Consider the following 12154-nt stretch of genomic DNA (forward strand, 5'->3'; position numbering starts at 1 on the left):
CGTTAAATCCAAAATTCACCGCAAGAGCTCCGGGTTTTTTTCCAGAAACGCCTGCAAGCTGCCGTCTTCGTAGCGGTAACTCATCACAACGCCGCCGGTCTGCGTCTTTTCGCGCGCTTGTCCCATTGCGGCGCCGAAGTGATTTACCCATAAACCCACAAAACGCAAAGCCTGTACACATGCGCGCATAGAAAAACGGCACCGTTACAAAAACGCGGTGCCGTTTGCTTTTATTGGGTTAGATCGACTTATATTCGTCCAAAAGGCTTTGGGCGAGCTTGGAGTTGACGACGGCGAAATCGTCCGGGGATTTGTAATCGAGCGTGCGCAAAACCTCCTGCGACTGGCGGTACACGGCCATTTTGGTGGTCTGGTACACGGGCTCCTGACGACCCTTGACGAACAGTGCGAAACGCAGTTCCTCCTCCGTTGCGGCGCAGAAATAGGCGTGCACATTGCCGTCCAGATTTTTGCGCACCACGGTGACGATGGCGTTTTTCACAAGCTCCACGGCGGCATCATCGAGGCCGGCCTCGAAAATGAGGATTTTCTCCTTTAACTCCTGCGGGTTTTTCACGCTGCGCTTTTTCAGCGCGCGCACGGCGGGGATAGGCTCCGCGCCGGATACCGCGCCGGAGGGGCGCAGGCAGATCATAAACGCGTTCATCGGGTCATGGTAGATCATGGGGTACGCCATCTGCGCGGTGTAGCCGCAGTGGAGGCATTCCCAGTCAAACATGGATTCGCGCAGAATGTCGCGGCGCAGCTCGGGGTTTTCCTCCGCATTGACGCTTGTGTACATCTCTAATTTCTGCGTCTGGCCACAGGCGGGGCAGACAATATCTTTCTGTATCTTCGTAGACATCAAATTCACTCACTTTCTGCAAACGGAACCTGCCCCGGAGCAAAAGGTGGGCGTTTTTCCGCGCAAGGAATCAAGCGGACCTCAGGTCCGCCTTTTAACGTTCATTTTAAAGCGCATTATTCGTAGGGAACTTCTTCGCTTTCGTCTTTTTCGGGCTCAGTCGTTTCGGGCTGCTCGGCGGCAGGCTCTGCCGCTTCCACGGCTTCGTCTACGGTACCGTCCGGCACGAATGCGGCTTCTTCGGCTTCCTTTTCCTCTTCCGGCGTGGGAGTGTACTCCTGCACGTCGTCAAGGGTGATCTCCTCTTCTTCCGCTTCGCTGTCATCCTCACGGGTCAGGGCTTCCAGCTTCTCCACAGCGGCATCGATGCGCTTCTGGGCGGCTTCAATGTCGATGCAGTACGGCTCCGTAACGGTGTTCTCTGCATCGCGCAGGTTGTGGTAGTAGTAGCGGCCGAGAGCAAGATAGGCGCGCTCCTCTGCCTTTTCCTCACAGCGGATAACGGTGCGCAGGCGATTCATGAGCGCAGTGCGGCGGTTCTTTTCCTCTACCACTTTCACAGCACTCTGTACGGCGCCGCCGGCTGTCTTAAATGCGGCCGAGATATTCTTCAAAAAGTTCATGGTAAAACTCCTTTCGGTCAAAACGCCAAGGCGTTCAGTCATTTCAAGTTTAAATACACCTTTATTATATATCAAAAAAGCGCAAAATAACAGCCCCAAAATGTAAATAATTCCATATAAATATGCAGAAAAGCGGACATCGCAGGACATTATAGGACATCGTAGGACATCTTTTGAACATTTGTTCCGTGTTCGATTGACATCTCGGAGATTTTTGTTTATGATGAAAGCTGACGAACACATGTTCTATTTTGAAACGAAAGGATCGTGACTGCGAGTGAACGATTACATTTCCTGGGGACAGGAGTATTTGGATGAGGCGGAGCGCATCAAACGGCGGCTGCTCGTCATCCGCGCCGAACGCGACTATGACATTGCAGGCGAGCAGGCCCAGCGTGTGCAGATGCTTTACACCATGTATTTGGAGTGCCTGGTAACAGGCCATGCGCTGCAAAAGCGCGGAAGGAGGGCGGTTTCGTGAGCGGATATAAGCCCCTTTCCGCCGGTGCACGGCAGGCGAAGCTACTCAGCCGCATCGGCGCAGAGACAAACAAAAATGAGCTTTTAGAAACGCAGGTTTTGCTGCGGCGCGCCATCGGCAATGAGCTGACTGACCGCCAGCGCGACTGCGTGCAGCTTTACTACGGCGAGCGGCTGACAATGCAGGAGATTGCGGACGAGCTTCGCCTGACGCGCGGCACGGTGTGCAAGCACCTGCAAAAGGCTTCGGCACGACTTTCGCACGCTTTGCAGTATTCCGCGCTCGGCATGCGTGCGGAGCAAAGCCGCGACCGATAATCCCCTTGAAAAGTCTCTCCGATTGTGCTACTATTTGTACAGACAACTCAGCATAGATCACAGCAGATTTATCTGCGGAAAGGCTTATACTATGGATTTGATTCAAATTGACGAAAACGGGCTGCATCTCGTTTTTGAAAAGACGGAAGATTTCGGCTGCAAGCTGCTGCACTTCTCTGCGCTCCCCTTTGACGAGCGCAGTTTGCTGCACGTGCACGACCGCGAGACGGGCGGCTTGCGCCTGAACACCGAGCGATACAATCTCTTGGAAATTATGATCTCCGGGCAGAACCGACCGGGCGAGCGCCACGGCAACAAATACATTTCCACAAGCCCCGGCGACCGCATGAAGCTCGTCTATTTTGCGGACAAGCACAACGAGTTCGGCCGCAAGCTGGAAATCCACATGGAAGATAAGATCTGCGGCATTGAAACGATTTCGCACATGCAGTTTTATAACGGCGTTCAGGCTGTACGCTGCTGGACGGACGTGAAAAATGTCGGCACGGAGCCGCAGGGGCTGGAATACGTTTCTTCCTTTGCCCTCACCGGCATCGAAAAAGAGGGTATGCTTTCGACCGACGACAAAATGCGTGTCTGGTACCCGCACAACGGCTGGCAGCGCGAAATGCAGTGGGAAAGCTACACCTTCCCGCAGCTCGGTCTCGCCCGCTGCCAGCCCGAGGAAATTCAGCGCTCCTCTAAGGTGATTGGCGCGACGAACATCGGCAACTGGTCTACAAAGGAATACCTGCCGATGGGTCTGCTTGAAAACACGGAAACGGGCTCCAATTTATTCTGGCAGATTGAGCACAACGGCTCGTGGCACTGGGAGATCAGCGACCAGATGGGCAACTTCTACATTCAGTTGAGCGGCCCGACGGAAACGGAATCGCACTGGTGGAAGAATTTGCAGCCGGGCGAAACATTTACGACAGTGCCGGTGTGCGTAGGCTCCACGCTCGGCAAATTTGATGACGCCATGGGCGAGCTGACGAAGTACCGCCGCATGATTCGCCGCAAAAATGCAGACAACGAGAAACTGTGCGTCATTTTCAACGACTACATGAACTGCCTGTGGGGCAACCCGACAACGGCGAAAGAGCTGCCGCTCATCGACGCGGCGCACAAGGCGGGCTGCGAATACTTCTGCGTGGACGCAGGCTGGTATGCGGACGGCTTCTGGTGGGACAACGTAGGCGAATGGCTGCCGAGTAAGGAACGTTTCCCGAACGGCCTTGAGGAAGTGATGGACTACATCCGCTCGAAGGGCATGATCCCGGGCGTGTGGCTCGAAATTGAAGTAATGGGCATTTGCTGCCCGAAAGCCGCGCGCGTGCACCCGGACTGGTTCTTCACACGCCACGGCAAAAAGGTGCACGACCGCAGCCGCTGGCAGCTCGATTTCCGCAACCCGGAGGTCGTGGAGCACGCAAATGAGGTCGTTGACCGCCTTGTACGCGACTACCACGTGGGCTACATCAAGATGGATTACAACATTGAGCCGGGCATCGGCACGGAATTAAACGCCGACAGTGTGGGCGACGGTTTACTCGGGCATGAGCGTGCATATCTTGCTTGGCTCGATTCCGTCTTTGCCCGCTACCCCGACCTTGTGATTGAAAACTGTTCCTCGGGCGGCATGCGCATCGACTACGCGATGCTCTCGCGCCACAGCATTCAGTCTACGAGCGACCAGGAGGACTACCTGCGCTATGCGTCCATTGCGGCGAACGCGCCCTCGGGTCTGACGCCGGAGCAGAGCGCCATTTGGAGCTACCCGATGAAAGGCGGCGGACGCGAGGAAGCCGTATTTAATATGTGCAACGCACTGATGCAGCGCATCCACCAGAGCGGTCATTTGGCGGAAATTCCCGAGGAGGACTTCACGCTTGTCAAGGAAGCGCTCGATTATTACAAAACAATCCGCGGCGACATCAAGCGCGCGCTGCCGTTCTGGCCACTCGGTACGTCGCACTTTGCGGACACGTGGGTCTCGCTGGGCCTTAAAACCGCGCACAAAGCGTACATCACCGTATGGAGACGCGGCGCACCGGACGGCCGCTGCACGCTGCCCGTGGATTTCCTGCGCGGCAACGAGCACGTAAATGTGCGCTGCGCATACCCCGCAAACCACAACACGAAATGCGCATGGAACCCGGAGAAGGGCACGCTGACGGTGGATCTCCCCGCCCCCATCTGCGCCAGAATTTTTGAGCTTGAATATTAAACCTGCGCCTGAACCCGTACAGGACACCGTGCAAAATCCCGATGCAGACGAAGAAAGACATCTCGCGGAAGAAGCGCGGCGCAAGGCGGAGGAAGCGCAAAAGGAAGCCGAAGAAGCGCGGCAGCGCGTGGAGGAAGCCCAAAAGCGAGCGGAGCGTGCCGCACAGAAAATGGAAGACGCAATGAAGCGCGCCAAGCTTGCACAGGAGCAGTTAAAAAAAGCGCAGGCAGAGGCCGAAAAGCTCAAAAATCAGAACAAAAAGACGTAAAAAATCGCCCGCAGGCACGGAAAACGGTTGCCTGCGGGCGATGGTTTTTGAATTTTACTTTTCGATGTCTTTTTTGACGTTCTGCGGAGCAGTGGGCGAAGAAGCGGGCTGCACGGGCATCTGCACGGAAGCCGCTGCGGGTGCCGAAACAGGTGCGTAGGCGCTGCGCATTTTGGCGGTGGTGACCATGTGCTTTGCGCCCTTTGCCATGGCGATGATGGTAGGCACGGCACCGATGACGGCGAAGAGATAGACCTGTGCAAGGCCGCCGAAGTAATCGCCGGAATCGACATAGCCTTCTTTGATAAGATCCATCATGGCGCGGAACGCGGTGAAGAAATCGGTCTCATAGAACTGCGCCGCGGTGATTGACCAATCGGCCTGATACGCAAGGAAGATCATCAGGAGCATCAAAACGCAGGAAATGATGATGCCCGGTGTGCCGAGCTTTTTGCCGAGCATTTCGTAGCCCTTTAACGTGCAGATGGCCATGACAAGGCCGGAAACGGCGGCGACGTAGCCGAGCTGACCGACGATGACGATGACGACGGCGCCGATAAGCGAACCGATAAGCGCACCTACGATGCCGGGCAAAACCTGCTCCTGCTTCTGCATTTTTGTCTGGTTCTGCTGCGCGGCGGCTTCGCTAACCTGCCCGAAGCACGGTTCACACAAAAGGTATGCGTTGCCGGAGACGGTGTAGGCGTCTACGCCCTCCGGGCGACCGCAATGCTCGCAGCAATTTGTATACCCGTTTGTTCTGAGGAACGTGATGAGCGTATCAAGCGCACTGTGCAGGGCCTCTGCCATTTTATCTTTATTGCCGGAGAGCTTCACAAGGAAATTGACGCGGAAACGCTGCACGGTACAGCCGCTCAAAACCTTATTCATTTTCTCAAGCGGTTTGAAATCCGCGGGATTCGGCGCCATGCCCATGCGCGAGACCGAAAGCGAAAGCATATAGTAGACGCGGTTGTTGGCGTTCGGCATAATGGTGACGGTATACCCCTGCACATTGCCGAAAACGCCCTCTGCATTCGGGTCATACATAAGGCCGTTCACACCGGCCGCTGCCGCAAGCTTTGCCATTTGACTTTTGTTCATATCCCAATCCTCCAAATGTTGTTCTTTACCTGTATTCTACTATATTCAGGTTGGTTCGTCAATCGGGTAGCGCAGGAAGTTTTTGTTGCCGAACTCGCCGGAATGTACCTTAATGGCGACGTTGCCGGGCAGCTTGCAATCGAGCTGCTTATACATTTCAATGACCTTTTCAGGGGTGACCGTTTTTGTGAAATAAACCTTGGGTTTCACGAAAACTCCTCCTAAGAATTCGTTATGCGCGGGTGTGACTCCTCATACATTTCTATAACATTAAAAGTTTGCTTTAAGTCAATATGCGTTTTGGCTAATTTTGCACTGGTCAATTTGGTGTGTTTACCGGATTTGCAAGTAGAATGTTCAAAAAGTCTTTTCTTCCGGAACCTTCTGCGGTAAAATAGGGAAAAACGGAGCATGATGCAGGAAAGGAAGTATTTTGATGCAGAAACCGCTTGTCAGCGTGATCGTGCCGATCTACAACGCGCAGAACAACATTGTGCGCTGCGTGGAGAGCATTCGGCGGCAGACGTATGAAAATCTTGAAATATTGCTTTTGAACGACGGCTCTAAGGACGTGAGCTACCCGGTGTGCGAGATGCTCTCGAAGGCAGACGCGCGCATCGTTTTGATTGATAAGGAAAACTCCGGCGTTTCGGCGACGCGGAACCTCGGCATGCGCATGGCGCGAGGCAAATATTTGCAGTTTGTGGACGCGGACGACACACTGGAGCCGTTTGCGACAGAACTCCTCGTTCAGCGTGCGGAGGATAACAACGCCGATCTCGTCATTGCGGCGTATAACCGCATTGTGCCGTACAAGCCGAAAAAGGAAGCGAAGCTTGACCCGCTTTTGCCGAATAAAAAGAAGCAGCTGACGGAGCAGCTGGCGAAATTCCAGACATTCGGCTTTCTGCCGATGGGCTTTATGACAAAGGAGGAATTCGCCTGCGGGCTAATGCAGGAGCCGGCGAGCTTTTACTACGGCGTGATGTGGAACAAGCTTTACCGCGCCGATTTGGTGCGCGCACACACGGACGTGCGGTGCAGCGAGGAAATGACGTGGAGCGAAGACCTGTATTTTAATTTGACGTACATACGCTATGCAGAACGGTTTTTTGCGCTGACCGCGCCAATCTACAACTACTACGACAACCCCGGCAGCGCGGTGCATCTGACGAAGGTGCGCACGGCGATTACGGCGCGCACGGCGCTTTTCAGCTACTACAAGGAATTATACGAGCAGCTTGGGCTGTACGAAGAAAACAAGCTGCAGATTTTCAAATATCTCATCTCCTCTTCGGAGGCGTGAGCGCGGAAAGGACGTTTAACATGGCATTCGTACTCGACCAAACAAAACCGAACCAGAAATATTTTGAGGCAATCTGCGGCATTCCGCACCCCTCAACCGAAGAAAAAGCCGTAAGCGACTACGTGTGTTCCGTTGCGGAAAAGCTCGGTTTAAACTACGAGCAGGACAAATTTTGGAATGTCATCGTGCGCAAGCCGGCTTCTAAAGGGTACGAAGACGCGCCTGTCGTGATGCTGGAGGGGCACATGGACATGGTATGCGTGAAAACACCCGAGAGCACGCATGATTTTTCGCATGACCCCATTGAGATTTATGTCGACGACAAGGGCGACATCCGCGCGAAGGACACGACGCTCGGCGCGGACGACGGTTACGGCGTGGCGTACATGCTGGCTGTGATGGAGGAGGATTTCCCCCACCCGCCGCTGGAGCTCGTCTTTACGGTGCAGGAGGAAAACGGCTGCAACGGCGTGGACGCGCTGGACGCGGGCAAGCTGAAATCCAGAAGAATGATCGGCCTTGACGTGATGGGCGAGACGGTGGAATACACAAGCTGTGTTTCCTGCTTTACGAGCGACCTGATGAAACTGACGAAAACGTGCGAGACGGAGCCTGCAAAGGGCGCGGCCCTCATGCTGACGGTTTCCGGCGTGCAGCCGGTGCACTCCGGCGCAATGGTGCACCCGGAGCAGTTCAATGCGATTAAGATCACGGCGCGTTTGCTTAATGCGCTTTCCGAAAACGGTGCGGTGTACCGACTTTCCACCATGGCGGGCGGCGAAGCGGAAAACTATGCGCCGGTGGAGACGAAAACGGTGATCCTCTGCGACGAACCGGACACTGTGAAGGCGATTTTAAACGGCGAGCTTGAGAAAATCGACCGCGAATTGCAGGACGGCAAGCAGAATTTGACGCTTGAAATCCGCGATGCGGCGGCGAACGAGATGCTTTCGGATGCCGATACGCAGGCGATTGTCGATTTGATCTACCTGATGCCCTCGAACACGGTGGCAATCCGGACCGCGGGCGAGGAGATGACGGCGACGAACAACGTGGGCACGGTATCGTTAAACGGCGGCGCATTTGAACTGGTGATGTCCGACCGTGCGGCGAGCCGCAGCTTTAAAAACAGTGTGCTCGGCCGCGTGAAGCGCTTGGCTGAACTCTGCGGCTTCACGCTTGAGACGAGCCTGCGCTATGACTCCTGGGAATACCAGCCGAACTCCTACATGCGCCGCATGACGGCCGACCTGATGAAAGAAGTGTACGGCCACGAGATGATGGAGACGGCGTGCCCGGGCGGACTTGAATGCTGCTCTTTACTGCCGCGCATGGAGGGGCTGGACATTGTGATGTTCGCGCCCATCGGCGAAAACTGCCACACGACAGACGAATACATGAATCTAAAATCGTTTGACCGCGTGTATGATTTCCTCAAAACGCTGCTTGGCAGGTTGAAATAAATATTTATAATTTGATATAAATATTAAAAAGCACGCCCCTTTCCGATGAATTTCGGGAACCGGCGTGCTTTACTTATCTGCGGTCTATGGTGACAACGGTGCGATAATCGGGGTCGAGCTTTTGAATTTCGGCCTCTAACTTTTGGGTGATGACGGCGTCGCTGTCCTTCACCGAAAACGGCACGGCTGCGTCGAACACGATATTACTGTGCGTAACGCCCCAGATGACGCGGAAATCGTGAATGGTGACGGTGGGGTACAGCGCGGTGACGAGCGACTGCACTTTGCGGTGCAGCGCATCGGTGCGGGCATCGCCGACGATAACGGGGTCAAGGTGAATGACCATGTGGATACAGAGGTCACGGCTGAAATCACGCTCGATGTTATCGATGAGATCGTGGCTGACGAGAATGTCGTTTTTGGCATCGACCTCACAATGGGCAGAGGCAAAACAGCGGCCCACGCCGTAGTTGTGCACAGCAAGGTCATGCATGCCGATGATGCCGGGATACGAGAGCATTTTCTCGGTAATGGTCTGTACGAGTTCTCCCTCCGGCGCTTGGCCGAGGAGAGGATCTGCGGTGCTGATTGTAAGCTGCACGCCGGAGAACACGATGAACAGCGCAACCGCCGCGCCCATGTAGCCGTCCAAATTCACGCCGGTGAGCATGGTAATGACGGCGCCGAGCAGCACGACGCTTGTGGCGATGACATCGTTGCGGCTGTCCTTGGACGTGGCTTCGACGGACTCGGATTTGATCATGCGGCCGACCTTGCGGTAAAAGAGGCACTGCCAGAGCTTTGCCAGAATGGAAATGACGAGCACAACGAGGGCGACGGGCGTGAGGGCGTTTTCCTCCGGCGTGATGATTTTCTCAATGGACGACATGCCGAGCTGAAGCCCGAGGAAAATGACGATGAACGAGACGATGACGCCCGAAAGATACTCGATGCGCGCGTGGCCGAACGGGTGCTTTTCATCCGCCGGCTTACTTGCCATTTTAAAGCCGATGAGCGTGACGACGGACGAGCCGGAATCTGTGAGGTTATTGACGGCATCGGCCGTGACGGAAACACTGTGAAAAACCGTGCCGACGATAATCTTCATCAAAAAAAGCAGAAAATTTGTGACGATACCGACGGCACCCGCCACGCGGCCGCATTTGTCGCGCACGGCAGGATCCTCGGTATTTTTATGATCGCGGACAAAGATTCGCAAAATGAGATCGGTCATAACGAAAATCTCCTTTTGGTTAGCGGCTGAAAACCCGCCGAATATGCAAGCAGAGCTTGAGGAAAGCTCCTCAAACTCTGCTTTTGGGTGATTTAATTTTGTAAATCGGCTTACTTCTGATCAAAGAACTCGACGATTTCGCCGCAGGGGCCGGTGCAGAACGCAATGCGCGCGGTGATGTCGGAAAGCTCTACATCTTTCGGTTCGATGGTGATCTCGTAGCCGGCTTCACGGACACGGGCGACACAACCGTCGGTATCATCTGTTGCGAGCGCGAGATGGGCAAACTTGCCTTCCGGCGGCACATCGTTCTCTTCCGGGACGGGCAGCACTTCGATGCAGCTGTTGTCCCCGGTGGAGATCATCATGCAGGGGTATTTTTCGTCGCCCCACCGGCGCACGACCTTGAGGCCGAGCAGGTCAAGATAGAACGTTTTTGCTTTTTCAAACTGCGCATACGTCGGACGCAGTGCCACGTGGTGAATGCCTTTGATCAAGCTCATTTTGTTTTCCTCCCAAAAGTACATTTTATAAAGACAGGGTATCGAGACCGATACCCTGCTTGATTTGTAATTCTAAATTACTTTCTGTTGAAGATGGACATGATGTCGGAGAAGGTATCATCGTCGCTCTTCGCGGAAGTTGTGCTGCCGGTGCTCGGCGCAGACGGGTTGCCGAAAAGGTCTGCATCGCTGATAGCCGGGGCTGCGGGCTTCTGGGTCTTTTCGCCGTTCATGCCGTCGAAGCCGGTCGCGATAACGGTGACCATCATCTCGTCTTCCATCGTCTCGTCGAATGCAGCACCCCAAATGATGTTTGCATCCTCGCTTGCGCGCTCGGTGATGAGCTGAGACGCGACATCGATCTCGTCGAGGGCGATGTCCGGAGAGGACTTGATGTTGATGATGACGCCCTTAGCGCCTGCGATAGCGGTCTCAAGCAGCGGACTGGAGATAGCCGCAACAGCTGCCTGCTCTGCCTTGTCCTTGCCTGCCGCACGGCCGACACCCATGTGTGCATAGCCTGCATCCTGCATGATGGACTTGACATCCTCGAAGTCGAGGTTGACGATGCCCGGGATCTGGATGAGGTCGGAAATGCTCTGTACGCCCTGACGGAGAACGTCATCGGCGATGCTGAATGCGTTTGCAAGCGTAATGCGCTGCTCGCTGACGAGCTTCAGTCTTTCGTTCGGGATGACAACGAGGGAATCGACGTGCTTGCGCAGCTCTGCAATGCCCTTTTCTGCCTGATCCATACGGCGCTTGCCTTCAAAAGCGAACGGCTTTGTGACGATGCCGACGGTGAGGGCACCCATATCCTTTGCAATCTCTGCAACGACCGGTGCTGCACCTGTGCCGGTGCCGCCGCCCATACCGGCGGTGACGAAGACCATGTCTGCGCCCTTGAGGGTAGCTGCGATCAGCTCGCGGCTCTCCTCGGCAGCCTTTGCGCCAACCTCCGGCTTGGAGCCTGCGCCTCTGCCCTGTGTATTCTTTTCACCGATCTGCACGCGGGTCTTGGCCTGCGAGCGGGACAGTGCCTGACGGTCTGTATTCATGCAGACGAGCTCGACGTGCTGCACGCCGGCATCTGCCATGCGGTTTACGGCGTTTCCGCCGCCGCCGCCTACACCAACGACCTTAATGGTCTGGGGGGTCTCTTCAAGCATGTTATCAATTTCAAACGGCATTTTATGTTCCTCCTTGATTTGGTCTTTAACCGTTAACGATCCGCACGGATCCGGGATTTTCATTCATCACGCCGCCTCCGGATTCAAAACGGTTTTCTCTCGAGCTTCGATCAAATCCGCCGGATAGCGTCCCATAAAGGGCCATACCTTTACAGTTCTTTACAGTCTTTCAGCTTTACATAGCTTCATACACTATAATTTATCACTTTTCCCGCCAAAATTCAAGATGAAAGCGGCAAAAAAGTGGGCCTTTGCAAATATTTTTACTTTACAGCGGTTTTCGGGAAATCTATGGTACCGGGGCTGTTCAAATTACCCGAAAAACTTGTGAAAAACAGGGGAACGCTTCCAAATTTTACACGTTTTCGGCGTCGCCTGTGTTGTCACCGCTGTCGTCTGCTGCGGGGTCCGTGATGCCGTCGGTATCACCCGTTGGATTGGCAGTATCGCCGTTCTCCCCGTCGCCGTTTGCGGTGCTGTCTGAGCCGTCCGTGCGGCCTGCGGCATCACCCGTGGGATTGGCAGTATCGCCGTTCTCCCCGTCGCCGTTTGCGGTGCTGTCTGAGCCGT

Annotated in this window: 15 protein-coding genes; 6 read left to right on the forward strand and 9 right to left on the reverse strand. The window is 54.9% G+C overall.

From position 1 onward, the window contains the following. Positions 1–15: 15 nt before the first annotated feature. The 3 genes from ACLTX1_RS03935 to ACLTX1_RS03945 all read right to left on the reverse strand — a co-directional run bounded on the left by ACLTX1_RS03935 (position 16) and on the right by ACLTX1_RS03945 (position 1488). Complete coding sequence (locus ACLTX1_RS03935) at positions 16–159, reverse strand: hypothetical protein (protein WP_308448543.1); 144 nt, start codon at positions 157–159, stop codon at positions 16–18. A gap of 79 nt (positions 160–238) precedes the next feature. Further along, positions 239–865: a CpXC domain-containing protein gene (locus ACLTX1_RS03940; protein ID WP_176819822.1), complete on the reverse strand. Its 627-nt coding sequence runs from the start codon at positions 863–865 to the stop codon at positions 239–241. Positions 866–981: 116 nt separating this feature from the next. Then, positions 982–1488: a hypothetical protein gene (locus ACLTX1_RS03945; protein ID WP_412330501.1), complete on the reverse strand. Its 507-nt coding sequence runs from the start codon at positions 1486–1488 to the stop codon at positions 982–984. 277 nt (positions 1489–1765) lie between these two features. On the opposite strand from ACLTX1_RS03945, the gene ACLTX1_RS03950 reads away from it, so the two are divergent. The 4 genes from ACLTX1_RS03950 to ACLTX1_RS03965 all read left to right on the forward strand — a co-directional run bounded on the left by ACLTX1_RS03950 (position 1766) and on the right by ACLTX1_RS03965 (position 4784). Then, a complete protein-coding gene (locus ACLTX1_RS03950) occupies positions 1766–1969 on the forward strand; it encodes a hypothetical protein (RefSeq protein ID WP_176819806.1) in 204 nt (67 codons plus the stop codon). Next, positions 1966–2286, forward strand: a complete 321-nt coding sequence (locus ACLTX1_RS03955) for a sigma-70 family RNA polymerase sigma factor (RefSeq protein WP_412330502.1) — start codon at positions 1966–1968, stop codon at positions 2284–2286. The genes ACLTX1_RS03950 and ACLTX1_RS03955 overlap by 4 nt, the downstream gene beginning before the upstream one ends. A 91-nt stretch (positions 2287–2377) precedes the next feature. Then, positions 2378–4516 (forward strand): alpha-galactosidase, encoded by a 2139-nt coding sequence (locus ACLTX1_RS03960; RefSeq protein ID WP_308448539.1) that lies wholly within the window; start codon positions 2378–2380, stop codon positions 4514–4516. Beyond that, positions 4506–4784 carry a hypothetical protein gene (locus ACLTX1_RS03965; RefSeq protein ID WP_395590213.1) on the forward strand — a complete coding sequence of 93 codons (279 nt, stop codon included), beginning with the start codon at positions 4506–4508 and terminating at the stop codon, positions 4782–4784. The genes ACLTX1_RS03960 and ACLTX1_RS03965 overlap by 11 nt, the downstream gene beginning before the upstream one ends. Positions 4785–4838: 54 nt before the next feature. Here the strand turns inward: ACLTX1_RS03965 and ACLTX1_RS03970 are convergent, their stop codons facing one another. Beyond that, the gene (locus ACLTX1_RS03970) at positions 4839–5888 is read right to left on the reverse strand and encodes a hypothetical protein (protein WP_412330503.1); all 1050 of its coding nucleotides are present in this window, start codon (positions 5886–5888) and stop codon (positions 4839–4841) included. 45 nt (positions 5889–5933) lie between these two features. Next, complete coding sequence (locus ACLTX1_RS03975) at positions 5934–6098, reverse strand: hypothetical protein (protein WP_412330504.1); 165 nt, start codon at positions 6096–6098, stop codon at positions 5934–5936. A 226-nt stretch (positions 6099–6324) separates the two neighbouring features. On the opposite strand from ACLTX1_RS03975, the gene ACLTX1_RS03980 reads away from it, so the two are divergent. Continuing rightward, positions 6325–7194, forward strand: a complete 870-nt coding sequence (locus tag ACLTX1_RS03980; protein WP_176819800.1) for a glycosyltransferase — start codon at positions 6325–6327, stop codon at positions 7192–7194. 20 nt (positions 7195–7214) lie between these two features. Beyond that, positions 7215–8657, forward strand: coding sequence for a beta-Ala-His dipeptidase (pepD, locus tag ACLTX1_RS03985; protein WP_308448535.1), 1443 nt, complete (start codon positions 7215–7217; stop codon positions 8655–8657). 73 nt (positions 8658–8730) lie between these two features. On the opposite strand, the gene ACLTX1_RS03990 is transcribed toward pepD, so the two are convergent. The 4 genes from ACLTX1_RS03990 to ACLTX1_RS04005 form a co-directional block, all read right to left on the reverse strand. Further along, positions 8731–9891 carry a cation diffusion facilitator family transporter gene (locus ACLTX1_RS03990; RefSeq protein ID WP_412330505.1) on the reverse strand — a complete coding sequence of 387 codons (1161 nt, stop codon included), beginning with the start codon at positions 9889–9891 and terminating at the stop codon, positions 8731–8733. A gap of 110 nt (positions 9892–10001) precedes the next feature. Beyond that, positions 10002–10394, reverse strand: a complete 393-nt coding sequence (locus ACLTX1_RS03995) for a VOC family protein (RefSeq protein WP_412264245.1) — start codon at positions 10392–10394, stop codon at positions 10002–10004. A 77-nt stretch (positions 10395–10471) separates the two neighbouring features. Continuing rightward, positions 10472–11584, reverse strand: a complete 1113-nt coding sequence (gene ftsZ / locus ACLTX1_RS04000; RefSeq protein WP_316523160.1) for a cell division protein FtsZ — start codon at positions 11582–11584, stop codon at positions 10472–10474. 355 nt (positions 11585–11939) lie between these two features. Further along, positions 11940–12154: hypothetical protein (locus ACLTX1_RS04005; RefSeq protein WP_412284250.1), on the reverse strand; the 215-nt coding region annotated here is incomplete at its 5' end.

The organism is Hominenteromicrobium sp., from assembly GCF_046974225.1.
Lineage (GTDB): Bacteria > Bacillota > Clostridia > Oscillospirales > Acutalibacteraceae > Hominenteromicrobium > Hominenteromicrobium mulieris.